21 protein-coding genes and 1 riboswitch are annotated in these 25,444 nt (G+C 36.4%); of the genes, 1 reads left to right on the top strand and 20 read right to left on the bottom strand.

Going from position 1 to position 25,444, the window contains the following annotated elements; translation table 11 throughout:
* Positions 1-37 precede the first annotated feature (37 nt).
* The 7 genes from dtd to B0E44_RS09550 all read right to left on the bottom strand — a co-directional run bounded on the left by dtd (position 38) and on the right by B0E44_RS09550 (position 7,836).
* Positions 38-490, bottom strand: a complete 453-nt coding sequence (gene dtd, locus B0E44_RS09580; protein ID WP_077373619.1) for a D-aminoacyl-tRNA deacylase — start codon at positions 488-490, stop codon at positions 38-40.
* Between the two features lie 54 nt (positions 491-544).
* A complete protein-coding gene (gene rsgA, locus B0E44_RS09575) occupies positions 545-1,522 on the bottom strand; it encodes a ribosome small subunit-dependent GTPase A (protein WP_077373616.1) in 978 nt (325 codons plus the stop codon).
* Between the two features lie 191 nt (positions 1,523-1,713).
* Positions 1,714-2,796: a bifunctional 3-deoxy-7-phosphoheptulonate synthase/chorismate mutase type II gene (locus B0E44_RS09570; RefSeq protein ID WP_077373613.1), complete on the bottom strand. Its 1,083-nt coding sequence runs from the start codon at positions 2,794-2,796 to the stop codon at positions 1,714-1,716.
* Between the two features lie 153 nt (positions 2,797-2,949).
* Positions 2,950-3,807: a prephenate dehydrogenase gene (locus tag B0E44_RS09565; protein ID WP_077373610.1), complete on the bottom strand. Its 858-nt coding sequence runs from the start codon at positions 3,805-3,807 to the stop codon at positions 2,950-2,952.
* 140 nt (positions 3,808-3,947) lie between these two features.
* Complete coding sequence (locus B0E44_RS09560) at positions 3,948-5,093, bottom strand: pyridoxal phosphate-dependent aminotransferase (RefSeq protein ID WP_077373607.1); 1,146 nt, start codon at positions 5,091-5,093, stop codon at positions 3,948-3,950.
* 75 nt (positions 5,094-5,168) lie between these two features.
* Positions 5,169-5,996 (bottom strand): prephenate dehydratase, encoded by an 828-nt coding sequence (locus B0E44_RS09555; RefSeq protein ID WP_077373604.1) that lies wholly within the window; start codon positions 5,994-5,996, stop codon positions 5,169-5,171.
* A gap of 595 nt (positions 5,997-6,591) precedes the next feature.
* On the bottom strand, positions 6,592-7,836 hold the full coding sequence (locus tag B0E44_RS09550) for a dicarboxylate/amino acid:cation symporter (protein ID WP_077373601.1): 1,245 nt from the start codon (positions 7,834-7,836) through the stop codon (positions 6,592-6,594).
* Positions 7,837-8,001: 165 nt separating this feature from the next.
* Between B0E44_RS09550 and gldA the strand changes: the two genes are divergently transcribed.
* A complete protein-coding gene (gene gldA, locus B0E44_RS09545; protein ID WP_077373598.1) occupies positions 8,002-8,898 on the top strand; it encodes a gliding motility-associated ABC transporter ATP-binding subunit GldA in 897 nt (298 codons plus the stop codon).
* A 105-nt stretch (positions 8,899-9,003) separates the two neighbouring features.
* Here gldA and B0E44_RS09540 read toward each other — a convergent pair whose 3' ends face one another.
* From B0E44_RS09540 to B0E44_RS09480, 13 genes are all read right to left on the bottom strand, one after another.
* On the bottom strand, positions 9,004-9,858 hold the full coding sequence (locus B0E44_RS09540; protein WP_077373595.1) for an alpha/beta hydrolase: 855 nt from the start codon (positions 9,856-9,858) through the stop codon (positions 9,004-9,006).
* Positions 9,859-9,913: 55 nt separating this feature from the next.
* The gene (locus B0E44_RS09535; protein WP_077373592.1) at positions 9,914-11,326 is read right to left on the bottom strand and encodes a pyridoxal-dependent decarboxylase; all 1,413 of its coding nucleotides are present in this window, start codon (positions 11,324-11,326) and stop codon (positions 9,914-9,916) included.
* An 85-nt stretch (positions 11,327-11,411) separates the two neighbouring features.
* A complete protein-coding gene (gene metF, locus B0E44_RS09530) occupies positions 11,412-12,368 on the bottom strand; it encodes a methylenetetrahydrofolate reductase [NAD(P)H] (RefSeq protein WP_077373589.1) in 957 nt (318 codons plus the stop codon).
* A gap of 110 nt (positions 12,369-12,478) precedes the next feature.
* Positions 12,479-15,160, bottom strand: coding sequence for a methionine synthase (metH, locus tag B0E44_RS09525; protein ID WP_077373586.1), 2,682 nt, complete (start codon positions 15,158-15,160; stop codon positions 12,479-12,481).
* 275 nt (positions 15,161-15,435) lie between these two features.
* Entirely contained in the window at positions 15,436-15,891 is a 456-nt protein-coding gene (locus B0E44_RS09520) for a hypothetical protein (protein ID WP_077373583.1), read from the bottom strand.
* A gap of 73 nt (positions 15,892-15,964) precedes the next feature.
* A complete protein-coding gene (locus B0E44_RS09515) occupies positions 15,965-17,014 on the bottom strand; it encodes a homocysteine S-methyltransferase family protein (protein WP_077373579.1) in 1,050 nt (349 codons plus the stop codon).
* Between the two features lie 232 nt (positions 17,015-17,246).
* Positions 17,247-17,354: riboswitch (SAM riboswitch) on the bottom strand.
* A 179-nt stretch (positions 17,355-17,533) separates the two neighbouring features.
* The gene (locus B0E44_RS09510) at positions 17,534-18,586 is read right to left on the bottom strand and encodes an NAD(P)/FAD-dependent oxidoreductase (RefSeq protein WP_077373576.1); all 1,053 of its coding nucleotides are present in this window, start codon (positions 18,584-18,586) and stop codon (positions 17,534-17,536) included.
* Between the two features lie 114 nt (positions 18,587-18,700).
* The gene (locus B0E44_RS09505; RefSeq protein WP_254423278.1) at positions 18,701-19,279 is read right to left on the bottom strand and encodes a bifunctional precorrin-2 dehydrogenase/sirohydrochlorin ferrochelatase; all 579 of its coding nucleotides are present in this window, start codon (positions 19,277-19,279) and stop codon (positions 18,701-18,703) included.
* Between the two features lie 62 nt (positions 19,280-19,341).
* Positions 19,342-20,118: a uroporphyrinogen-III C-methyltransferase gene (gene cobA / locus B0E44_RS09500; protein WP_077373571.1), complete on the bottom strand. Its 777-nt coding sequence runs from the start codon at positions 20,116-20,118 to the stop codon at positions 19,342-19,344.
* Positions 20,111-22,201, bottom strand: a complete 2,091-nt coding sequence (locus B0E44_RS09495; protein ID WP_077373568.1) for a HEPN domain-containing protein — start codon at positions 22,199-22,201, stop codon at positions 20,111-20,113. The genes cobA and B0E44_RS09495 overlap by 8 nt, the downstream gene beginning before the upstream one ends.
* Before the next feature lie 82 nt (positions 22,202-22,283).
* The gene (locus B0E44_RS09490; protein ID WP_077373565.1) at positions 22,284-23,528 is read right to left on the bottom strand and encodes a sulfate adenylyltransferase subunit 1; all 1,245 of its coding nucleotides are present in this window, start codon (positions 23,526-23,528) and stop codon (positions 22,284-22,286) included.
* A gap of 128 nt (positions 23,529-23,656) precedes the next feature.
* Complete coding sequence (gene cysD / locus B0E44_RS09485; RefSeq protein WP_077373562.1) at positions 23,657-24,556, bottom strand: sulfate adenylyltransferase subunit CysD; 900 nt, start codon at positions 24,554-24,556, stop codon at positions 23,657-23,659.
* A 113-nt stretch (positions 24,557-24,669) separates the two neighbouring features.
* Positions 24,670-25,371: a phosphoadenylyl-sulfate reductase gene (locus B0E44_RS09480; protein WP_077373559.1), complete on the bottom strand. Its 702-nt coding sequence runs from the start codon at positions 25,369-25,371 to the stop codon at positions 24,670-24,672.
* Positions 25,372-25,444: the final 73 nt, after the last annotated feature.

The following is a 25,444-nucleotide window of genomic DNA, read 5'->3' as shown; positions in this document are numbered from 1 at the left end:
GAAATATAAGAAAATTTCGTTTAAATAAAAGCTAAAATTATTCTTTATTTTTACTATCAATCTGAATAGTAACAGGACCGTCATTCAGCAATAAAACTTTCATATCTGCTCCAAAAATTCCAGTTTGCACTTTTTTACCCAACTCCTTTTCGATTTGTTTTACGAAGTTTTCATATAGCGGAATAGCAATTTCTGGCTTTGCAGCTTTTATATAAGAAGGGCGATTCCCTTTTTTGGTAGATGCATGAAGAGTGAATTGAGAAACAACAATTATTTCGCCATCAATATCTTTTACAGAAAGATTCATTACCTCATTTTCATCTCCAAAAATGCGAAGATTGGCAATTTTTTGGCAAAGCCAATTGATATCGTCTTGGGTATCGGCATCTTCAATACCAACCAAAACGAGTAAGCCTTTTTGAATATCAGCTACTATTTTATTGTCAATGTTTACGGAGGCTTGGAAAACTCTTTGAAGAACAACTTTCATTTATATCAAATTGCAGATTTAAAAATATTACTTTTGACATTGATATTGACATTACTACTCTCTTGATTTATCACTAATGATTCGATCCTCGTTGTAATCATCTGTGCGATAATGTTCATCGTCACCTTCTAATATTTTCAAGTAACTATTGTATCGAGACCAAGCAATCTCATCTCTTTCTAATGCGGCTTTTATGGCGCAATGCGGTTCTTCTTTATGCAAACAATTATTGAACTTACATTGATCTTTCAATTTAAAAAATTCCGGAAAATATCCGCTAATTTCCGCAGGATCCATATCAACCATTCCAAAACCTTTGATTCCGGGAGTGTCTATAATTTTGGCTCCAAAAGACAAATCATACATCTCTGCAAAAGTGGTTGTGTGTTGTCCCTGCTTGCTTGCCACCGATATCGTTTTGGTTTTTAAATGTAAAGAAGGTTCCATCGCATTTACTAATGTTGATTTCCCCACGCCTGAATGTCCAGAGAACATACTTACTTTACCCACCATCATTTCTTGTAAAGCTTCGACTCCCTTATTCTCTGTCGAGGAAACCCGCAAACATTTATACCCTATTTCCTGATACACATGTTGCATATATAACTGTTCATCAAGCGTGACCTCATCCAAAGTGTCTATTTTATTAAAAACCAAAATAGCCTCAATTCCATAAGCTTCTGCGGTTACCAAAAAACGGTCGATAAAATTGAATGTAGTTGGAGGATTGTTTACAGTTACCAACAGAAATACTCGATCAATATTGGAAGCAATAATATGCATTTGATGTGATAAATTTACCGCCTTACGAACGATATAATTCTTTCTTTCATGAATATTATGAATTGTTCCAGTAATAGTATCTGAGGTTTCTTCAAGCTCGTAATCGACAATATCACCCACAGCAATTGGATTGGTACTTTTAATTCCTTTGATTCGGAATTTCCCTTTCATACGGCATTCTATAAAATCTCCTTGTTCTGATTTTACGGTGTACCAACTTCCTGTAGATTTGTAAACGAGTCCTGTCATTCGGCAAAGGTAGTAATTTGTTTTAGGATTCAAAAAGTTTAAGCGGTTTAGGAATTTAGAAGGCTTAATTGCAATCGACATTCATCAATCCTTTCCTAAAACTTAAATATTAAAAGCAAGAAAAGTTTAGACTTTAGTTTTTAAACTAAATTTCTAAACTTTTCTAAATCTTTTAAATAAAAAACTCTTATTTATGAATTCAAGACTTTTTCTTGGTGACCAATACTTTCTTGGTGGATATTTTTGAACAATTTAACTATAAATTCTTCTGTCAATCCTTTTTTAGCACCTTCTGCAATCATTTTTTCTTGGATTTCGTTCCAACGATTGTTTTGAAGAATTGCAACGTTATTTTCTTTTTTCACTTGACCAATTTCGTCAGCCACTTTCATTCTTTTTCCTAATAAGTCCAATAAATTAGCATCAAGCACATCGATATTAGCTCTTAATTTAGTCATTTTACTTGTAAACTCATCAGTGTCTCCACTCACTTTTCTCACTTTCAAATCTTTGAAAATTTGTTTCAAAGCATCAGGAGTTACTTGTTGAGCAGCATCACTCCACGCATTATCAGGATCATTATGAGTTTCGATAATCATACCGTCATAATTTAAATCCAATGCTTCTTGAGTTACTTCAAGGATCATATCACGGTTTCCTGTAATATGCGAAGGATCGATGATCAAAGGTAAATCAGGGAATTTGTTTTGCAATTCAATAGCAATTTGCCATTCTGGAATATTTCTGTATTTAGTTTTTTCATAAGTAGAAAAACCTCTGTGAATTACTCCCAATTTCTTGATTCCGGCAGCATATAAACGCTCAACTCCTCCTAACCATAAAGCCATATCTGGATTTACAGGATTTTTAATCAATACAATTTTATCAGTTCCTTTTAAGGTATCTGCGATTTCTTGAACAGCAAAAGGATTTGCCGTTGTACGAGCACCAACCCATAAAACATCAATATCATTTTCTAAAGCCAATTTACAGTGCGCTGCTGTAGCAACCTCTGTACCCATAAGTAAACCTGTTTCTGCTTTAGCTTTCTTTAACCATTTCAATCCAATCTCTCCAACACCCTCAAATCCTCCTGGACGTGTTCTTGGTTTCCAAATACCAGCTCTAAAAACACTAACGTCTGAATCTTTCAATTCATGCGCGATTTTCAAAACTTGCTCTTCTGTTTCAGCACTACAAGGTCCTGCAATTACAAATGGATGAGACAATTTGAATTCGTTCAACCAATCTCTCATTTCTTTCTTGTTTTCCATCTTTTCTAAAATTATTTACTTTTCCCCTCTCCTCCCGATAGCTATCGGAACTCCCCAAACAACTGGAGGGAGCAAGAGAGATCTTTATTATTAATTGCTTACTACTACTTTATTTTGTTGTTCTGTTTTTATTTTCCTTTAAACGAATTACTGCTACTTTTTAGCATTCATTCCGTTCAATATTTCCTTAATTCGGTTAACGCTCTCCATTTCGTGATAAATCGCTTCGTAATCATCATTCACCAAAAGATCTTTAAACTTGGATAAATTTGATATGTATTCTTCCAATGTTTTAACCACCTGTTTTTTGTTTTGTTTAAAAATCGGTGTCCACATCGCTGGCGAACTTTTGGCCAAACGAACAGTACTTTCAAATCCGGAACCTGCCATATCAAAAATATCTTGTTCATCTTTTTCTTTATTGATCACCGTTTTCCCAAGCATAAAAGAACTGATATGCGATAAATGCGACACATAAGCAATATGTTTATCATGTGATTTTGGGTCCATATAGCGAATTCTCATTCCGATTGCCGAAAAAAGCAACAATGCCCTTTCCTGTAATTTGAAAGTAGTTTTTTCTACTTCACAAATGATATTAGTCTTACCTTGAAACAATCCTTTTATCGCAGCCGATGGTCCAGAAAACTCAGTTCCTGCAATTGGATGCGTTGCTATAAAATTTCTTCTTCTTGGGTGACCCGCAACCGCTTCACATATTGGTGTTTTGGTTGAACCTACATCAAAAACAATAGCCGAATCCGAAATTAAATCCAGTACTGTTGGCAAAACCACAATCGCCGTATCCACCGGAACCGAAACAATCACAAAATCTGCTTTTGACAAATCATCAAAAGTGGCAGCTTCATCAATAACTCCAAGGGCAATCGCTTCCTGCAAATGCTTTTCATTACTGTCAATCCCAAAAATTTTGGCATCAGGATTCAAACCTTTAGCGTCCAATGCTATTGATCCCCCTATTAATCCAACACCTATTACGTATATATTCATCCTTTATTTTTTTAGGAGCTAATCCTGCTATCCGCCATATCTTTTTTGAGGCGAAGAAAAATCGCCTCAAAAAAGGATGCCGCTGCTATCAGGGCTAGGGCTTTCCGTTTTTTCAGAAAATTTATTTTATGGCTATATTTCTAAAATCGATCAATAGCTTCCTGTACTTTCTCTTCTTTTACACAAAGTGCAAATCGAATGTAACCTTCTCCATTGCTTCCAAAAATGGTTCCCGGTGTTATAAAAATAGATTTCTCGTATAATATTTTATCGATAAAATCCTCAGCTGATGCTATTCCTGCAGGTAATTTGGCCCAAACAAATAGTCCAACACCTTCTTTGTACACTTCACAACCTAATTTTTCGGCCAATTGCTCAGTAAGTACACGACGCTTTTTGTAAACGGCGTTCATCGAGTCAAACCAAGATTGATCGCTTTTCAATGCTTCAACAGCCCCTTTTTGGATTCCGTAGAACATTCCGCTGTCCATGTTGCTTTTTACTTTAAGAACAGCGTCAATCAGCTTTGCATTACCCAAAACCATTCCGACTCTCCATCCTGCCATATTGAATGTTTTACTCAAAGAATTCAGTTCTAGCGCCACATCTTTGGCTCCTTCTACTTGCAACAAACTCATCGGTTTATCATTCAAAACAAAACTATACGGATTATCATTGACTAATAATATGCTGTGTTTTTTGGCGAAAGCCACTAATTTTTCAAACAATTCCAAACTTCCTCTTGCTCCTGTAGGCATATGCGGATAACCAATCCACATGATTCTCACTTTTGACAAATCTAATTTCTCTAAAGCGTCAAAATCAGGCTCCCAATTATTCGCTTCTTTCAAATCGTAATAAACAGGTACAGCACCAACCAGATTCGTTACAGAACTATATGTAGGATATCCTGGATTCGGAATCAAAACATGGTCTCCTTCATTCAAAAAAGCCAAGGAAATATGCATAATTCCTTCTTTGGATCCCATCAAAGGCAAAATTTCCACATTAGAATCCAAAGCAACACCATAATTATTTTGATAAAAATCGGCCATTCCTTTTCTAAGTTCTGGCAATCCCTGGTAACTTTGATATTGGTGTGCATTCTCATCCTGCATTGCTGAAACTACAGCGTCCATAACTGCTTTTGATGGCTTTAAATCTGGACTACCAATTCCCATATTGATAATTGGTTTTCCCTCTGAGGCCAATTGTCTCACTTCCCTCAACTTGGAGGAGAAGTAGTATTCTTCAATGATATCGAGACGTTTTGCTGTTGTAATCATGCTTTTTTATATTTCTATTTTCAGAGTTTTTATTCTTTTATTTTTTTGACTTTCGCCCTTTGACTTTCTGACTAATTAAGGTTTTGTGTTTTTGTATTCTCCTAATACTTTAAAAAATTCTGCCATTATTGTTAGCAATTTTTTGGCTTTGGCGAAATCTTCATATTTTTCAAAAGTCACATCTACGAAAAATGAATATTTCCAAGGTGTTTCAATTTTTGGCAACGATTGTATTTTAGTCAAATTCAATTTGCAGTCACTCATTACATTCAAAACTGCCGCCAAACTTCCACGTTTATGATCCAATTCAAATTTTAACGAAGCTCTGTTTATTTCACTTTCTGGCACAAAATGATTCTCTCTATTAATAATCACAAAACGAGTCATATTATTGTTTATCGTTTGGATTTCTGGTGCCAGAATTTCCAAATCGTACATCTCCGAAGCCGTTTTACTAGCGATAGCTGCAATTCCTGTTAACTGTTTTTCGTGAATCCTTCTAGCAGTTTCAGCAGTATCCTTGTCTTCAACTAATTTTATGTTTGGGTATTTTTTCAAGAACTCCATACATTGCAACAAAGCCATCGGATGAGAATGCACTTCTAGAATATCTTCTATTTTTTGACCTTTCAGCGCCATTAGATTTTGATGAATATCAAGATAATGTTCACCAATAATGTGCAGATTGTTTTTGTCAATCAGTGCGTAATTTGGAATGATTGGTCCGGCGATAGAATTCTCGATGGCCATTACCGCCTGATCTGATTTCCCCGAAAGTAAACTAGCTACCAATTCCTCAAAAGACAGACATTCATCCACTTCGATATTTTGATAAAAATAGTCTTGAGCCACTTGATGGTGGAAAGATCCTTTAATTCCTTGTATTGCAATTTTCGTTCTCATTGGGTCAAAAAAAAATCCTGATTTTCATCAGGATTGTATATTAGTTTTATTTGTTTTTTGTTCTTCAAATAACCATAGCACAATCCCTTACTTCCTAAAGAAGAAATAAAAAGAGTTGCTAAAATAAAAACGGTTATTAGACATGATGTGCTTTGTTGATCAATTATTTATTGCAAATGTATGACATATTTCGAGTCAGCCAAAATAAAAATAATCTTTTATGTAACAAAAAAAGATTCGTTTGTTAAAAGGGATTTTAATTCATTATTCCATAAAAAAGAAGCTTTTTAAATGCATAAAATTATTGATTTCAAAACCATCAAACAGACTGCAACTCTTGCTTTCTGTAAAAAGGATACTTTTTGAATCCTTTTCTTTTGGATGTTGATGAAAAAAAGGCGCGTTTCTGGGTTAATCTAAAGATCTTGAAAACCGAGTGAGGGATAGAAATAAGCTACCGAAGTAGCATGGATAGCCCGACCCTGTTGAGTAAAGGAGCCGAATAAGCGGTATCTAAAGTTGGCTCCTTTGCTCAACAGGGTCACTCCCAAACGAGCTTTTGCGAACTGACGAAGTAAATGATTTTTTACATTATTTAGGTGCTCTTTTGGGTAATCCACTTTTTGCCTTCGGAGATTCGGGCAACTACCATTGCGGATACCACATCGCCATTGGCATTCAATAAAGTTGCGATTGGGTCGACCAAGGTTCCAATAATCATTGCTGCCGGCAAGGCTTGCTCCATAGGGAATCCATAAACGGTTATGGCGAGAATCTCTCCTATATATCCACCGTTTGGAATACCACCTTCGACTACAGATACAATTATGGTGATGCCGATTGCGGTTAATAAAGTGTAGGGATCTGTAAAATCCTTCCCAAATAGTGCAAAAATGACGGCGATTTTGACAATCGACGACATACTGGAACCGTCTTTATGTAGAGGCGCTCCGAGTGGAATTACTAGATTTCGAATGTGACTTGGAATATTCATTTGCTCTGCGGCTTCGAGATTGGCAGGAATGGTTGCAATGCTACTACATGTTCCCACGGCGGTCAATGCGGGTGTGATGTTATTTTTCCAAAATATTTTAAGTCCTAGATTTCCTCCAGCGAAAAAAGCATACAAACTGAAAAACACAATAAAGTAAAAAGTACAAACGGCATAATATAACGCCAATGGCTTGGCATAAGCTCCGAATAATTGTGGCCCGAAGATACCGACTTGATAGGCAAAATAAGCCCCAAGACCTATTGGTGCCGTTTTCATAATAAGATGAAGTAATTGTTTCATCACTTCGTTTCCAGAATTAAGGAACCTTGCAAAATCTTTTCCTTTTTCACCTGCACGCAAAGTTGAAAAACCAATTAGAAAAGAAAACAATATAAGCGCCAACATATTTTTTCGGGACAATATTTCATAGAAATCATTGACCGTTACTAATTGAGTCATTTGGGAACCAGTGCTGCTTTCCTGAATGTTTTCTAATGCAACATTTGAAATTACTATACCTTGATGTATTGGAAAAATCAAAACACCAATAATCATTATAATAGCCGAAATAATCACAGTTGTTAGAAACACTCCTAAAACTATCCCGAAAAGCTTTCCTAGTTTTTCAGATTTTTGCAAATTGGCAATTGAGGAAGCAATGGTAAAAAACACCAATGGTATGATAGCTGTAAAAAGTAAATTCAGGAATATATCTCCTAATGCCTTTATGACTTCAACCCCATTTCCAAAAACTAGACCTAAAATGCTACCAACGATTATTCCACCAAGTAACAACAGAATACTACTGTAATTTTTCAAGAAACTGCCAGATTGATTATTTCCCATATTGATTTAGTTTAATTGTAAATATATAAATCTTAACGATAAAGCCGTCATTTCTGACTAACCTTTGTCAAAGTTCAAAACTTTGACAAAGGTTAAAGGGTCATTATTGGACAAAAAGAATAAACAAAAGTTTTTTCTGTTTACTTTTGCAACAAATAAAGTTTTATGTCAATAGAAGTAAAAAACATTTCGAAAAGTTATGGTGCCCAAAAAGCATTGGACAACATTTCATTTTCTGTTAAAAAAGGAGAGATCGTTGGTTTTTTAGGACCAAATGGTGCCGGAAAATCGACCTTGATGAAAATTTTGACGACTTATATTCACGCTGATTCTGGTGTTGCGTTAGTCAATGACTTTGATGTAAACACTCAGGAAAAATCGGTGCAGCTTTCTATTGGATATTTACCAGAACACAATCCGTTGTATTTAGATTTGTATGTGAGAGAATATCTGGCCTTTAATGCTGATGTTTATAAAGTAGATAAATCAAGAATCGAAGATGTGATTCAGTTGACAGGCTTGCAAACCGAAAGCCATAAAAAAATAGGCCAATTGTCCAAAGGCTATCGTCAAAGAGTAGGTCTTGCAAATGCTTTATTACACAATCCCGATGTTTTGATTCTAGACGAACCTACAACTGGATTGGATCCTAATCAATTAGTCGAAATCAGAAATGTGATTAAAAATGTAGGGAAAGACAAAACCGTTTTTCTTTCAACACACATTATGCAGGAAGTAGAAGCGATTTGCGACCGAGTGATTATTATTGACAAAGGACAAATAGTTGCCGATAAAAAACTAGACAATTTAATCTCTGCCGATAAAGAACAAGTAATCGAAGTCGAATTTGATTTAAAAGTAGAAGAAGACCTTATTGCTCAAATTCCACATTTGAAATCGCTTAAAAACATCAACGGTTGTTCTTGGGAATTGACTTTTGTTTCGGATAAAGATATGCGCCCAACGGTTTTTGATTTTGCTTACGATAATGGATTGAAAACTTTACAGCTGAATCAAAAGAATAAAAATCTGGAGGCGGTGTTTAGGGAAATTACGAAGTAAGTTGGCAGGTTGCAGATTTTAGTTTGCAGATACATATAAAAAAACAAGCTCGTTTAAAGTTATTTTAAACGAGCTTGTTTTTTTACCAATATTTAAATAACATTTTTACTTCACAAAATAGTTATTATCCTCGAACCAATCCGTTAGTCTTTGCGGCCAAGTTTTTAAAGCGTTCGTTTTGGCTCTTTTTCCCATATTGAAGGCGTGTCCTCCCTTGGAATACAAATGCATTTCTACAGAAACATTTGCTTTACGATACCCGTTCAGTAATTCAACAATTGGACCAGAGCAACATAGGTCATCATTTGCCGCACATAAAAATGCTGACGGTACTTCTGTTTTGATTTCCTTTGGAATAAACAACGGCCCAGGGTAAATCAAGATTTGGAAATTGGGTTGTGCGTCCAATTTATCTATTGCATCCGAAGTGTCTTTTACAACATTATTGGAATTATAAGCTATCATCGCAACAACTTCTCCTCCAGCCGAAAATCCCATTGCTCCGACGCGGTTTGGATCAATTTTGAATTCAGCAGCCTTGCTTCTTATCAATCGCATTGCTCTTTCGGCATCCTGTTTAACGTGTATTTCCAATTTGTACGGGGATTCTTTTTCTCTTGCCAAACGGTATTTTAGCACAAAAGCTGTTATACCAATACTTGCAAAATATTCCGCAGCATCTCTGCCCTCTGAGTTGAAAACCAAATTTTCATGCCCCCCGCCAGGGCAAATAAGTACCGCCATACCATTTGGCTTTTCTGGAAAATAAGCAGTTATCGACGGATTATGAATATTCCTTACCCACCAATCTTTGGCTTGTTCAGGTTCGTCTTTACGATTTTCAAAACCAGGGGCGCCATTTTCCCAAAGAGAAATTTTTAAACCCTTTTCTTGTGAGAACCCTTTATTACAAATAGTTAAAAAAAATAAACAGACATACAGTTTCACCATTGTTTTCATTCAAGATACATTTAAAAATACTAATTCCTAAATATACTACAAAAACATTTATAATCTACTGTGTCACAACTGTTGAAATAATTTTCTTCATTTCTTCTATCACTATTTTAATATCATTTTCATTCGTTCTCCAATTGACAAACGAAGCTCGAATTCCTTTGCGGTTTTGATATACTGTTGGTGTCATAAACACTTTGCCTGTATCGTTGAGATGAGTCAAAAATAAATTTACTTTTTCCTGATTGTGTTCTCCCGCCAAAGTAAAACAAACATTATTGAGGCGGGTTGGTGCCAATAATTCGAAACTTTCATCATTAGTTATAAAAGCATCCAACTGCAACGCCATCGCAACGCTATTCTCTACAATATCTTGAAACCCTTGTTTTCCATACGCCAATAGTGAAAACCAAACAGGTAAAGCTTTTAATCGTCTGGAATTCTCAGGCAGGAAATTTAGGTAACTGAAATTCTCCAATGGATCTCCCAAATAGGGAGCATTCGAATTTTGAAACGTTTCCACTTGAAGATTCTTATGTTGTTCTTTTACCAAATAAAAAGCACTTTCGTAAGGAACATTCAGCCATTTATGGCAATCTATGGTAATACTGTCCGCGTTTTCCCAACCGTTTACCAAATGTTTGTATTTTGGAGAACAAGCAGCAAAACCTCCGAAAGCAGCATCAATATGCCACCAGAAATTGTATTTTTCTTTGAGTTTCGTAATTGCATTAAAATCATCAAAATCGGCTGAGTTGACTGTTCCTGCACTCGATATCAAAATAAAAGGCTGACCATTTAAACTTTTTATGTTTTGTTCCAAATCGCTTATATGAATGGCTTCACGGTTTCCTTCAACTGTTTTTATTTTGGTGAAATTTTGACTTCCAATTCCTAACATCGCCAAACATTTTACCGAAGACGAATGTGGTGTAGCCGTAAGAATATTTAGAGGAGCGGTAATTCCGTTTTTTGCAAAATCCTTACCCAATTGCTTTCCGAACCATTGTCGAGCTACCGCCAAACTTGTAAAATTTGACATTGTTGCACCTGTTACAAATCCTCCTAAAAATGATTTTGGCAAATCCAATAATTGCAACAATAGATTAATCGTTTCTATTTCTATCAAAGCCGAAACACCTCCCTGTGCTTTTGTAGCCTGTGCATTTGGGTCATAAATAGTAGTTAACCAATCGCCAACAATAGAAGCAGGTGTCGCTCCACCCGTAACAAAACCCCAATATCTAGGTCCAGACTGTGAAACCATCAAAGGAGCCAAACGTTGATTAAACTCTTCCAAGGCAGACATTGCTCCCAAACCAGAATCGTTTAAATTCCTATTGGTCGTAATTGTATTTTGGGTTGAAGTCGGAACATCATCAATAACATTAAGAAAATCTATTCCTTGTTGTTTTACTTTTTCGAGAATGTTTTCAATGTCTTTTATATCTTTTTGGAGGGTTGGATTCATTTGATTATTGTTGTAAAAAAAATACCCGATTAGTTAAAAATAACCAATCGAGTATTTCAAATTGAAATTAATAATAACTTTTTATTTAAAAAACCTGACTTGCTATTTGTCTGATATTTTCTGATTTTCCCATAGAATAATAATGCAACACAGGAACTCCCGCCGCTTTCAATTCTATTGATTGCTGGATTGCCCATTCGATTCCCACTTGACGTATTTCGACATTATTCTTGCATTTATCGACTGCGTTTATCAAATCCTCGGGTAAATCAATACGGAAAATTTGTGGCAATACTTGTAAATGTCTTTGTACCGCAATTGGTTTAATTCCCGGAATAATAGGAACGGTAATTCCCATTTCACGTGCTTTGGCAACAAACTCAAAATATTTAGCATTGTCAAAAAACATTTGAGTCACGACGTAATCGGCTCCGGCATCTACTTTTTCTTTCAGCCTTTTTAAATCCGATATTAAAGAAGGAGATTCCAAATGCTTCTCTGGATAACCGGCCACTCCAATACAAAAATCAGCTTTGTTGTCGATGTCCATTACATCGTGTAAATACTTTCCGTTATTCAATTGATAAATTTGACTGACTAAGTCGGATGCATAATTATTCCCTCCTTCTTTGGGAACAAAAGACTGCTCATCTTTCATGGCATCTCCACGAAGCGCCATAACATTGTCTATTCCCAGATAGTGACAATCGACCAATAAATATTCTGTTTCCTCTTTGGTGAAACCACCACAAAGTACATGAGGAACCGTATCAACATTGTATTTATGTTTGATAGAAGCGCAAATTCCCAAGGTTCCAGGACGCATTCTAGTCAGTTTTTTTTCTAATAAACCATTGCCTTTATCCACATAAATATACTCCTCACGAGAAGTCGTTACATCTATAAATGGCGGTTTGAACTCCATCAACGGATCGATGTTGTCGTATAATTCCTGAATACTTTTACCTTTTTGTGGCGGAATAATTTCGAAAGAGAATAACGTTTCTCCTTTGGCTTTTTCTATATGTTCTGTTACTTTCATAATCCTCCCCCGACCCCTCCAAAGGAGGGGAGAACTCGGGTAATTTTAATTTAACAATATTTTTTTATTCCTTTTCAACTCCTCCCCTTTGGGGAGGCTGGGTGGGGATTTTAATCTGCAATATTTGGATTCAGCCATTTCATGGCAACATCAGTTGAAACACTTCTTCTTTTGGCATAATCAATGACCTGATCTTCTTTTATTTTTCCAAGACCGAAATACTTACTTTCTGGGTTTCCAAAATAATATCCCGAAACCGATGAAGCTGGCCACATCGCCATACTTTCGGTTAAGGTTACTCCAATTTCTTTTTCTACGTTAAGTAGTTTCCAGATTGTTGGTTTTTCCAAGTGGTCTGGACAGGCAGGATAACCAGGTGCCGGACGAATTCCTTTATAATCTTCTTCGATAAGTGCTTGTTTGCTCAAAACCTCATCGGCTGCATAACCCCAGATCTCTTTACGGACTTTTTCGTGTAAATATTCGGCGAATGCTTCTGCAAATCGATCAGCCAAAGCTTTGACCATAATCGAATTGTAATCGTCCAAATCCTTTTCAAATTCGGCCGCCCATTCGTCAACGCCAAAACCAGTGGTTACACAAAACGCTCCCATGTAATCTACTTTTCCGCTTTCTTTCGGCGCAATAAAATCGGCTAATGCAATATTTGGAGCTCCTTTTGTTTTTTGTGACTGCTGACGCAAAGTCAAGAATGTCTGTAATGGTTTTCCGTTTTCATCAGTCAACTCAATATCATCATCATTGATTTGGTTCGCAGGGAAGATTCCGTAGATTCCTTTGGCTTGTAATTTTTTCTCTTTCAGAATCACTTCCAACATTGCTTGCGCATCCGCAAAAACAGAAGTGGCTTGTTCACCAACAACTTCATCGGTTAAAATCGCTGGATATTTTCCGAATAATTCCCACGTTCTAAAAAACGGAGTCCAGTCAATATATGGAACCAATACATCCAAATCTACTTCGACAATCTGCTCACCGATAACTTTTGGTTTTACAGGTTCAAAATGCCTCCAATCCAATTGCAATTTATTCTTACGGGCTTGCTCAATCGTTAAGAAATTCTTGTCTCGTGAACGGTTCAAGAATGTTTCTCTAAACGCATCATAATCGGCTCGAATATCGCTTGCATAAATTTTTCTATTGTGATCCAATAAGTTTCCTGCCACCGTAACGGCTCTCGAAGCATCGTTTACGTGAATCACGGTTTCTCTATACTGAGGTGCAATTTTCACGGCAGTATGTGCACGTGAAGTAGTAGCTCCACCAATCATTACAGGAATTTTCAATCCTCTTTTATCTAATTCTTTCGCCAAATAAACCATTTCGTCCAAAGACGGCGTGATTAATCCGCTCAATCCAATAATATCTACTTCATGTTCTATAGCAGCTGCAATAATTTTTTCGGGAGGCACCATAACTCCAAGATCCACAATCTCATAATTATTACAAGCCAAAACCACCGAAACAATATTTTTACCAATATCGTGTACATCCCCTTTTACGGTTGCCATTAGGATTTTTCCGTTTCCAGATTTATCGCCAACCTGTTTAGCAGCTTCAATAAATGGCAATAAATAAGCCACCGCTTTTTTCATCACACGAGCCGATTTTACAACCTGCGGCAAAAACATTTTCCCAGAACCAAACAAATCTCCAACAACATTCATTCCTGTCATCAAATTGATTTCGATAACTTCGATAGGTTTTGTGGCAGCCAATCTCGCTTCCTCAACATCAATTTCTATAAATTCGTCCACTCCTTTTACCAAGGAATGCGTGATTCTTTCCTGAACTGTTCCCGAACGCCATTCTTGAACCGCTTTCTCGTTGCTCTTCACATCACCTTTTACGTTTTCGGCAAAATCCAATAAACGTTCAGTAGCATCGTCGCGTCTGTCTAGAATTACATCTTCTACGTGTTCCAATAAATCTTTTGGAATCTCATCATAAATCGACAACATTTCCGGATTTACAATTCCCATTGTCATTCCGTTTTGAATGGCGTGGTACAAGAAAACCGAGTGCATCGCTTCTCTCACAGTATCATTCCCTCTAAACGAAAACGAAACGTTACTCACCCCACCACTGATGTGCGCGTGCGGTAAATTTTCCCGAACCCATTTGGTTCCTCTAAAGAAATCCAAAGCATTCAAGCGGTGTTCCTCCATACCAGTCGCTACGGGGAATATATTCAAATCGAAAATAATATCCTGTGGAGGAAAATCTACTTTGTTTACCAAAATATCATACGAGCGCTGGCAAATTTCAACTCTTCTGTCAAAATTATCGGCTTGTCCAACCTCATCAAAAGCCATTACGATAACCGCAGCTCCGTAACGTTTGATTAGCTTAGCGTGATGGATAAATGCTTCTTCTCCTTCTTTTAACGAAATCGAGTTTACCACACATTTTCCTTGCACAACTTTCAAACCAGCCTCAATGATTTCCCATTTCGAACTGTCAATCATAATGGGCACACTAGAAATATCCGGCTCGGCAGCAATCAAATTCAGGAATTTGGTCATCGCATAAACACCGTCAAGCATTCCCTCATCCATATTGATATCAATGATTTGCGCGCCGCCTTCTACCTGCTGTCTAGCAATATCAAGTGCTTCCTCGTATTTTTCTTCCTTAATCAATCGAAGAAACTTTCTCGAACCTGTAACATTGGTACGTTCCCCAACATTCACAAATACGCTATCCGGCGTAATGATCAAAGGCTCTAATCCCGATAATACAAGGTTTCTTCTATTTTTATTGTGTCCCATTTTTTTATTTTGAGTTACTAAGTTTCTAAGCAGCTTAGATCCTAAGTTTTTATTATTTTGTCTACAGCTAAAAAACTGTAGTTATATTTTATTTTAATTTTCAACTTTATTTGGGCGTGTCCCAAAGGGCCGGGCTATTCGTTTCAAGTCCTCGTCCAATTCCGTTATCACTCCATTGGTCTAAGGGCTTTCCACTACTATCCCTCACGCGATAATCGGTTTCATAACAAATTTATATTTCCCGAAAATTTCAATTTTATTCTTCAATTTAAAAATCATTTCCATTTTAACTTCTCTATATATTTAGATGACACTGCAACGTCATAGATATAATATTTAGTTTTAGTGAAACCAGCTTTAACAAGTGTTATTGAATCAGGGTTTAGTTCTTTTTCTAAAATAATATAGTTTTCTTCAGGGTCTTTTAAATTATATTTTACTTTATAAAACTTATTTATCAATTCTGATTCATCACCATAATAATCGTGTATACTAATCGCTGATATAACTTTTTTACCTGAATAAAAATAGTATTTCAAAGACCTACCTTTACCTGAGCTCTTAATTCTAGTTGCTAATGCAATAGTCTCTCCTTTCAGCGATTTTCTGTAATTCTCATATTCATTATTATTATAATATAAAGAGAATATGAACAAACCCACTAATACAAAAAAGATAATTACTTTCACCCAATTCGTTTTATGAGTAATTCTAACGTCTTCTTTTATCATTTTTAATTTCCGATAAATGCGAAATATTAAATATCGCAGATTTACAATCTACTATCATTTTAATTATGTCAATTTACATCACCGCAGTCGAAACTCTCGGCTTATAATCCTTGGCGATATCGGCAATCAATTTGATATGGTTTGGGGTTGTTCCGCAACAACCACCAATGATGTTTATTAAATTATCGTCTAAATAGCTTTTAATTTGTGCTTGCATTTCCTCTGGTGTTTCATCGTATTCTCCAAAAGCGTTTGGCAATCCTGCATTTGGATGCGCCGACACGTTGAAAGAAGTATTATGCGACAAAGTCTGCAGATACGGTTTCAATAAATCGGCACCAAGAGCACAATTGAATCCTACGCTTAACAATGGAATATGTGATACCGAAACCAAAAAGGCTTCTACCGTTTGTCCCGAAAGTGTTCTTCCTGAAGCATCGGTAATCGTTCCTGAAACCATAATCGGAATATCAAGATTGCGTTCTTCTTTTACTTCTTCAATGGCGAAAAGTGCTGCTTTGGCATTTAATGTATCAAAAATAGTTTCCACCAAAAGCAAGTCGCAACCGCCATCCATTAAGGCTTCGACTTGTTGTTTGTAAGCAATGCGCAAATCATCAAAAGTTACTGCTCTGTATCCTGGATCGTTTACATCTGGCGACATACTCGCCGTACGGTTTGTCGGGCCAATTGAACCGGCTACAAAACGAGGCTGGTTTGGATTTTTGGCAGTGAATTCATCGGCTACTTCACGAGCAAGTTTTGCCGATTCGTAGTTCAATTCATAAACATATTCTTCTAGGTAATAATCCGCCATACCTATGGTCGTTCCTGAGAAAGTATTGGTTTCCACAATATCGGCTCCTGCTTCAAAATAGGCTGCGTGTACTGCTTTGATAGCCTGTGGTTGCGTTAAGGACAATAAATCATTGTTCCCTTTTAGCGGATGCGGAAAATCTTTGAATCGTTCGCCACGAAAATCTTCTTCAGAGAAATTATAACGTTGCAGCATGGTCCCCATTGCTCCGTCGAGCACGAGTATTCTCTTTTTTATTTCTTCTTGAATTGTCCTCCTAACCCCCGAAGGGGGAATTCCAACACTGTCTTTTAAATCTTTTGACATTTTATTTTTTTATTTCTCGCAAAGACGCAAAGGCGCTAAGCTCATTATTAATTCCAAAAATTCCTGATTTTGGCTCTTTAGCCCCGATTGCAGTGAAAATCCCACGCTTTTGGGCGTGGATTGCAACGGAAAGCGGGAACGTTGACTGCAAAAAATGCACCAATCATTCGCTCTAAAAAAATTATCGAAATGTTGTCAGGAAAAGGTTTGAAAAATACAGGGATGTATTCTTGTGTTATCTATCCGCGCAATGCGTGGTAGAATGTAGCACCTTCTTTAAAAAAGTAAAGGGTTGCTAAGGTTTCATCGGGTCTTTTCCCTCCGCCTTTCGTGATAACTTTCAATAAAAATAGGAACAGTGCAAAGAAACGACATAGCGCCGATACTTGCAAGTTTTTTTGAAGGTTTAGGATTGTTTAAAAAAAGTTTAAATTGTTTAAAGTTGTTTAAGATTGTCTGCGAACCCACGCAACACTTAAACTTTTAAACAATTTAAACTTTTAAACCTAATAAACGAAACTACACAATCGCTTTCACAACTGCTTTTGGCGCTTCTTTACGAGTACCGTCGAATCCGTCAACTCCGGAAACAGTGGTGTATTTCATAACATATTTTTTACCTGGATTGATGATTTGGTAAGCCGCTTGACACATTAATGTGGCTTCGTGGAATCCGCAAAGAATCAATTTTAGTTTTCCTGGATAAGTGTTTACGTCACCAATGGCGAAAATTCCAGGAATGTTCGTTTGGTAATCCAAAGCGTTGTTTACTTTAATTGCGTTTTTTTCAATTTCCAATCCCCAGTCAGCGATTGGACCTAATTTTGGCGTAAGACCAAAAAGCGGAATAAAATAATCAGTTGGAATATTTCTGTGAGCGCCTTCAATATCAACATCTACAGATTCTAAATGCTCTGCTCCGTTTAAACCTACAACTTCTCCAGGAGTGATCATTTTGATTTTTCCAGCGTTTTTCAATTCCTGTACTTTCTCAACAGAATCTAATGCTCCACGGAATTCGTTTCTTCTGTGAATCAAAGTTACCTCTGAAGCAACATTTGCCAAGAAAATACTCCAGTCCAAAGCAGAATCTCCTCCTCCGGAAATCACAACTCTTTTGTCTCTAAATTTCTCTGGATTTTTGATAAAATATTTAATTCCTTTGTCTTCGTAGAATTCGATATCTTCGATTAATGGTTTTCTTGGTTCGAAACTTCCTAATCCTCCAGCAATGGCTACAACAGAAGCGTGAAATCTCTTACCTTTATTTGAAGTAACAATAAAACTTCCGTCTTCTTGTTTTTCGATAGTTTCTGCACGCTCACCAAGAGTAAATCCAGGTTCAAATTGCTTGATTTGTTCCATTAAATTGTCCACCAAATCACCCGCTAATACTTCCGGAAATCCTGGAATATCGTAGATAGGTTTCTTTGGATATAGTTCTGATAATTGTCCTCCCGGTTGTGGTAAGGCATCCAGAATATGACATTTTAATTTTAATAATCCTGCTTCGAAAACGGCGAATAGACCTGTTGGTCCAGCTCCTATTATAAGTATGTCTGTTTTAACCATTATATTTAAATTTACTCTTTATATTATTTTTTTATTTGTGCGCAAATAAACGAATGCTTTCAATTTCTGAATATGATAATTATCAGAGAATTTTATCCGTTATTTCTATATTCATTATTTTTTCAATCCTTCTGTAATTTCGTTCATCTTTTGAACTTTCTCTTCAAAATCACCTTTTAAAGTTTTTCGATATTCATTCAGGTTTTGAACCATTTTATTGATGTCTTCCGGAATTACTTCTTCAAAAAACTCGCGTAATCTTTTGGCTGTTGTTGGCGATTTTCCATTAGTTGAAATGGCGATTTTTACGTTTCCTTTGGTTACGATGCCTCCCAAATAATAATCGCATAAATCGGGTGTGTCGGCAATATTGCAAATCAAATAACGCTTTCGAGCTAAATCATAAACTCTTTTATTGACTTTCAAATCATCGGTACAAGCAATAACCATGTGCCGTTTTTTCAACATTTTTTTCTTGAACTTCGCTTGAGTCAATTTAACCGAAGAATGTTTTTCGGCTAATGCTTCCAATTCAGGTAAGAACTTTGTCGCCACTACCTCAACATTCGCATTGGGACTGGATTTCAACATGAACGACAATTTTTCTAACCCCACATTTCCTCCACCTACAATAAGCACATTGATGTTATGCAGTTTTAAAAAAATAGGATATAATTCGTTCCTCACCCCCAGCCCCTCTCCAGAAGAGAGGGAAGCCGAGTTCTGATTATTAGAAAATGAATCGTTTTGTTCCATTATAATTTAATTTCAGCAGTTACGAATTGCTCGTAAAAGCCTTTTAATTGATTGCTTTCTTTCACTACATTTCCAATTACAATAATGGCTGGCGAACTTAAATTCTTTTCAGCAACCACTTCTTGAATGGTATCAATAGTTCCTGCTCCTATCTTTTCGTTTACTGTCGTTCCGTTTTGAATAATTGCTACAGGAGTTTCTCCTTTGCCTTCTTTTTGAAATAAAGTTACAATCTGCGAAAGTTTACTCATTCCCATCAAAATCACAACAGTTGCTGATGATTGTGCTGCAAGAGTAATATCATTAGACAAATTTCTATCGGAAGTTGTTCCTGTGATTACCCAAAAACTTTCAGAAGTTCCTCTTTTGGTTAATGAAATTCCTTGATAAGCGGGAACCGCAATTGCTGATGAAATTCCGGGCACTACAAATGTAGGGATTCCAAAACTTTCTGCGTACTCTATTTCTTCACTTCCTCTTCCGAAGATAAATGGATCTCCTCCTTTTAACCGAACCACGTGCCCGTAAGTAAGCGCATTATCGACAATCAATTGGTTGATTTGATCTTGCGAATATTCGTGACATCCGATTCTTTTTCCCACAAATATTTTTATGACATTTTGAGGAGCATACTTCATTATTTCCTCATTGGCCAAGGCATCATACAAAACCACATTCGCTTCAGCAAGTGCTTTTACGCCTTTTAGCGTAAGCAAGTCTGGGTCGCCAGGTCCTGCGCCTACTAAAGTTACTTTGGGTTGTATCGTTTTATGCATTAGCTAAATCTTTTGTTCTGTATGCTTCTATTTTTCCGAAGAAAGCTATAGCATCTTGTATATATTTTTGTGCAAACGCTTCTGATGGTTCGTTAGCTCTGATTTGATAAACCAAATCTTTGAAATCTGACCCCAATTCTATTTTTTTGCTTTCGATGAAAACAGTATCAAACAAATCAATAATTCCAGCGTGGTGGTTTGTTTTTTCGTTTTCAGCCAATAATAATGCTTTAGCTCCATTTACAAATCCAGCGTAAGCCAAATAAATTGCATCTGACCATTTTTTATCGTCAAAAGCTTCTTGAGCAAACGTTAATTTATCTTTGGCTTCAAATAATAATGTAGCTACTAAATCAATTACAACACCGGCACATTCACCAACTCCAACTGCTTTTACATAGTTATCGGCATTACCCCAATCCACGAAATCAGCTTCGGTTAAATTCGTTACATCAGCCAATGGTTTCAAGAACTCATAGAAATATTTCTCACCTTTGGCATCGTAATAATCCACAAATGGTTGTCCGTTTCCATTGGCTTCAAAATCATTTAAGATTAATCGCAAGGCATCTGGTCCTCTTCTGCTAGGTATTTTGATTACTTTATCAGAAAAACGTCCAACGCCGTTGCCTATATTTTTTCCTCCTAATAATACCTGAAGTGCTGGAGCTACCAGTTTTCCAGCATTGATGGACATTCCTTGAAAACCTATTTCGGACATATTGTGCTGTCCACAGGCATTCATACACCCGCTAATTTTTATGGCAATATCAACATTGCTATTAAATTGCGGATATTCTGTTGCAATAACTCTTTCCAATTCTTCAGCAATACCAGTACTGCTCGCAATTCCTAAATTACAGGTATCAGTTCCTGGACAAGCCGTGATATCAGCCACGGTATTGTATCCTAAAGTCACAAAATCCAATTTGGCTAATTCCTGATAGAAAAAAGGAAGGTTTTCTTCTTTGATATTACGGATAAGAATGTTTTGTCTTAACGAAAAACGCAATTCATTAGCACCATAATTTTTAACCAAATCAGCCAATAATCTTGCTTTGTCAATATAAAAATCTCCTAAAAGAATTTTAATTCCAATAGCAACATATCCAGCTTGTTTTTGTGCAATAACGTTCGATTTTTTCCAAGCTTCATAAGCATCTACATCATCAATCGTTACTGAAGGTACTTCCAATAAAGGCTCTGTAATTGCTCCTTCAAAATCAGTAGTATCTATTTCGTATTTATGGAAAGCCAATGCTTTTCTCTCTTCGTCAACCAAACGCATAAATTCATCACGTCCCAAATCTTTGATTAAGAATTTCAAACGCGCTTTCAAACGTTTTGCTCTTTCTCCGTGACGGTCAAAAACCCTAATTACTCCTTCGGCAGTTGGAATAATTTGGTTAACCGGCACAAATTCTGAAAGCAATTCAGCGTGGCTTGGTTGTGAACCTAAACCTCCACCTAACATTATTTTGAAACCTTTTTCACCATTTACAATTTTTGGAATAAATCCTAAATCGTGCAAATAACTCAAAGCGGTATCTTTATCAGAAGATGAGAATGATATTTTGAACTTACGCCCCATTTCTTGACAAATTGGGTTACGCAACAGATATTGAAACAAAGCGTGTGCATAAGGTGATACGTCAAATGGCTCATCTACATCAATTCCGGCAGTTTCACTAGCCGTAATATTTCTTACCGTGTTTCCACAAGCTTCTCTCAAAGTAATATCGTCTTTGGCCAAATCTGCCCAAAGTTCTGGCGTTCTGTCCAAACTCACATAGTGAATTTGAATATCCTGACGCGTTGTGATGTGCAAACGACCTGTCGAATATTTTTCCGATACATCGGTGATTCTTCTCAATTGCTCACTAGATACTTTTCCGTATGGCAATTTGATACGAATCATTTGCACGCCTTCTTGACGTTGACCGTAAATACCACGTGCTAAACGAAGACTACGAAAACGCTCATCATCAATTTGTCCGTTACGGAAAGAAAAGATTTTTTTCTCTAAATCAATAATCTCTTTTTGGACAATTGGGTCCTCTATTTCTGTTCTAAAACTTTGCATCTTATCTAGTTTTTTTTGTCTATTGTTTATTGTTGCTGGCTAATGGTTATTTACATCATAACTATTAACTAAAAACCATCAACTATTTAATAAAACCAACTCCTGCTGTTGTGTTGGTTGCGGCATCTATCAAAATGAAGGCTCCATTAGATTTATTTTCTGTGTAAGCATCAAAATAGATAGCTTTACTTAATTTAATGGTTACTTCCCCAATTTCATTAATAGCCAATTGAGTTGCTGGAGTTGTTCCAGAATAATCAGTTGCGATTACGTTTTTCACACTGTCAATTTTTGCCAAAACTCTGTTACTGTTGTGCTGTACAAAATATTTTGCACCTGCCACTAATTTTTTGCTGTCCATCCAACAAACTGTCGTTGTGATGTCTTTTTCAATTTTAGGAAGCTCACTTGATTTTACAATCATATCGCCTCTTGTAACATTGATGTCATTTTCTAATTCAATAGTGATCGAAGAACCAGCCGTAGCTTCATCAAACTGTTTGTCAAAAAAGTGAATGTTTGTCACTTTAGATTCTGTTAATGAAGGCAATACTGTAACAGCATCTCCTACTTTAATATTGTTTCCAACTAATTTTCCGGCATATCCTCTAAAATCGTGATATTCCTCAGTTTTTGGTCTAATAACCGTCTGAACAGGGAAACGTGCTTTTCCATTTTCGTAAATATCTTTTGGCTCCAAACCTTCCAAATGCTCCAAAACAGTTTGTCCAGTGTACCAAGGCATATTCTCTGACTTATCCGCCACATTTCCACCATTAATAGCACTTAACGGAATGTAACTTACGTTTTGCTCTTTGTATGCGCTTTTTGCATTTAATGCTTGAAAATCGGCTTTGATTTTGTTGTATACTTCTTCCGAATAATCAACCAAATCCATTTTGTTTACCGCAACAATCACATCTTTTACTCTCAATAAATTATTGATGAAAAAGTGACGGTACGTTTGCTCAATCACACCTTTACGAGCATCGATCAAAATGATAGATACTTGTGAAGTCGAAGCTCCGGTAACCATATTACGAGTATATTCTACGTGACCTGGAGTATCGGCAATGATGTAACTTTTTTTCGCTGTAGAAAAATAAATATGTGCTACGTCTATCGTAATTCCTTGTTCTCTCTCTGCAACCAAACCATCGGTAGCCAAAGAAAAATCCAGATAATCGTATCCTTTTTGCTTGCTGCTTTTTTCTATTGCTTCAATCTTATCTGTAGTCAATGATTTTGTATCGTACAACAATCTTCCGATTAAAGTACTTTTCCCGTCATCTACACTTCCTGCTGTTGCTATTTTTAAAACTTCCATTTTATATGAGTTTAAAGTTTTCCTCACCCCAGCCCTCTCCAAAGGAGAGGGAGTCAAGGCGGAAATAATAATTTTTTTTTTCTTTATTCTTCCACCCTCTCCTTTGGAGAGGGTCGGGGTGAGGTTTTCTAAAAGTACCCTTGTTGTTTTCTTTTTTCCATTGCAGCCTCAGAACGTTTGTCATCAATTCTAGCTCCTCTTTCAGAAATAGTCGAAGTACGAATCTCTCCAACTACTTCCTGAATGGTTGCTGCATATGATTCAACAGCGGCAGTACAACTCATATCCCCAACGGTTCTGAAGCGAACAATTCTTTCTTCGATTTGTTCGTCTTCTTCTTGGTACACAAAAGGAGAGTGTGACCAAATTAAACCGTCTCTCAAAAAAACTTTACGTTTGTGTGAAAAGTAAATCGATGGAATTTCGATTTGCTCTTGTTCGATATAGCTCCAAACATCTAATTCAGTCCAGTTTGAAATTGGAAAAACACGAACGTTTTGACCGTTTTCAATTTTTCCGTTCAAAAGGTCAAACAATTCAGGACGTTGATTTTTTTCATCCCATTGTCCGAAATCATCACGAACGGAGAAAATACGCTCTTTGGCTCTTGCTTTTTCCTCATCACGACGCGCTCCACCTATACAAGCGTCAAATTTGAATTCTTCGATAGCGTCCAGTAATGTAGTTGTCTGTAAACTGTTTCTGCTGGAATATTTACCAGATTCCTCTACAACTTTCCCTTCGTCAATAGCGTCTTGCACATTACGAACGATTAATTCCAATCCTAATTCGGCTACCAATCGATCTCTGAATTCAATCGTTTCCGGAAAATTGTGCCCTGTATCCACATGTAACAATGGAAAAGGAATTTTTGCCGGAAAAAATGCTTTTTGCGCTAAACGCACTAATGTAATTGAATCTTTACCGCCAGAAAAAAGCAAAACGGGTTTGTCGAATTGAGAAATCACTTCTCTGAATATGTAAATTGCTTCGCTTTCTAAAGCATTTGTTTTTAAAACTGAACTCATTTTTATTAGTTTAAAAAGTTTAAAAGTTTAAAGTTGTTTTTGACCTCAGCTAAAATCTCTTAACTATTATTATTTTTCTGTTCTCTTTATTCTATTTTCTAAAATCTGCCTTCTTATTTTTGGTGTAAACCACATTCTTTATGACTGGATTCCCACGACCATCTTCCTGCTCTGATATCTTCTCCTTCGGCAATGGCTCTCGTACACGGCGCACAACCAATGCTTACAAATCCTTTTTTGTGCAAAGCATTTTGCGGCACATTATTCTCATCAATATATTTTTGAACATCTTCCAAACTCCATTTCAACAATGGATTGAATTTTATGATATTGAAATGAGCGTCATATTCAAAAGCAGCCAAATCATTTCTGTTTTCCGATTGCTCGGCACGTAAACCTGTAATCCAAATTTCATTTCCTTTCAAGGCTTTGGTCAACGGCGCTACTTTTCGAATAAAACAACATTCTTTTCTGTTCTCAACCGATTCATAGAAACTGTTCGGTCCTTTTTTATTCAACAAATTTTCTACTGATGCAGCTTCTGGAAAATAAGTTTGAATAGCTACTTTGTATTTTTTTATTGTTCTATGAAAAACATCATAGGTTTCTTGAAACAATCTTCCGGTGTCAAGTGTGAATATATTAATTGGTAACTCATTCTTAGCAATCAATGCAGTTATAACCTGATCTTCTTGCCCAAAAGAAGTTGAAAAAATCACTTTTCCTTTGTACTCATTAGCCAAAAAAGCTAATGTTTCCTCAATGGAAAAACCTGCTGTTTTTTCTAATAAAGTATTTGCTACTGCTGCGCTCATTTTCTTTTGCTTTTAATTTTAAATCTATTACCCTATCGGCTTAGTAGATTACTTTGCAAAAGTAACACTTTTT

Origin of the sequence: Flavobacterium sp. A45, assembly GCF_002001005.1 — a bacterium.
Lineage (GTDB): Bacteria > Bacteroidota > Bacteroidia > Flavobacteriales > Flavobacteriaceae > Flavobacterium.
Note: the sequence above shows the minus strand (reverse complement) of the source record. Positions and strands in the feature narration are given on the sequence as shown.

Excerpts from the sequence above, each read along its gene's own strand:
- B0E44_RS09550 (WP_077373601.1), bottom strand. The coding sequence starts at position 7,836 with ATGGGAAATAATCAATCTGGCAGTTTCTTGAAAAATTACAGTAGTATT.
- B0E44_RS09490 (WP_077373565.1), bottom strand. The coding sequence starts at position 23,528 with ATGGAAGTTTTAAAAATAGCAACAGCAGGAAGTGTAGATGACGGGAAA.
- B0E44_RS09535 (WP_077373592.1), bottom strand. The coding sequence starts at position 11,326 with ATGAATCCAACCCTCCAAAAAGATATAAAAGACATTGAAAACATTCTC.
- metH (WP_077373586.1), bottom strand. The coding sequence starts at position 15,160 with ATGGGACACAATAAAAATAGAAGAAACCTTGTATTATCGGGATTAGAG.
- B0E44_RS09570 (WP_077373613.1), bottom strand. The coding sequence starts at position 2,796 with ATGGAAAACAAGAAAGAAATGAGAGATTGGTTGAACGAATTCAAATTG.
- B0E44_RS09515 (WP_077373579.1), bottom strand. The coding sequence starts at position 17,014 with ATGTCAAAAGATTTAAAAGACAGTGTTGGAATTCCCCCTTCGGGGGTT.
- B0E44_RS09560 (WP_077373607.1), bottom strand. The coding sequence starts at position 5,093 with ATGATTACAACAGCAAAACGTCTCGATATCATTGAAGAATACTACTTC.
- B0E44_RS09540 (WP_077373595.1), bottom strand. The coding sequence starts at position 9,858 with ATGAAAACAATGGTGAAACTGTATGTCTGTTTATTTTTTTTAACTATT.
- gldA (WP_077373598.1), top strand. The coding sequence starts at position 8,002 with ATGTCAATAGAAGTAAAAAACATTTCGAAAAGTTATGGTGCCCAAAAA.
- B0E44_RS09565 (WP_077373610.1), bottom strand. The coding sequence starts at position 3,807 with ATGAATATATACGTAATAGGTGTTGGATTAATAGGGGGATCAATAGCA.
- B0E44_RS09510 (WP_077373576.1), bottom strand. The coding sequence starts at position 18,586 with ATGGTTAAAACAGACATACTTATAATAGGAGCTGGACCAACAGGTCTA.
- cysD (WP_077373562.1), bottom strand. The coding sequence starts at position 24,556 with ATGAGTTCAGTTTTAAAAACAAATGCTTTAGAAAGCGAAGCAATTTAC.
- metF (WP_077373589.1), bottom strand. The coding sequence starts at position 12,368 with ATGAAAGTAACAGAACATATAGAAAAAGCCAAAGGAGAAACGTTATTC.
- B0E44_RS09480 (WP_077373559.1), bottom strand. The coding sequence starts at position 25,371 with ATGAGCGCAGCAGTAGCAAATACTTTATTAGAAAAAACAGCAGGTTTT.
- cobA (WP_077373571.1), bottom strand. The coding sequence starts at position 20,118 with ATGCATAAAACGATACAACCCAAAGTAACTTTAGTAGGCGCAGGACCT.
- rsgA (WP_077373616.1), bottom strand. The coding sequence starts at position 1,522 with ATGACAGGACTCGTTTACAAATCTACAGGAAGTTGGTACACCGTAAAA.
- B0E44_RS09520 (WP_077373583.1), bottom strand. The coding sequence starts at position 15,891 with ATGATAAAAGAAGACGTTAGAATTACTCATAAAACGAATTGGGTGAAA.
- dtd (WP_077373619.1), bottom strand. The coding sequence starts at position 490 with ATGAAAGTTGTTCTTCAAAGAGTTTTCCAAGCCTCCGTAAACATTGAC.
- B0E44_RS09555 (WP_077373604.1), bottom strand. The coding sequence starts at position 5,996 with ATGAGAACGAAAATTGCAATACAAGGAATTAAAGGATCTTTCCACCAT.
- B0E44_RS09495 (WP_077373568.1), bottom strand. The coding sequence starts at position 22,201 with ATGCAAAGTTTTAGAACAGAAATAGAGGACCCAATTGTCCAAAAAGAG.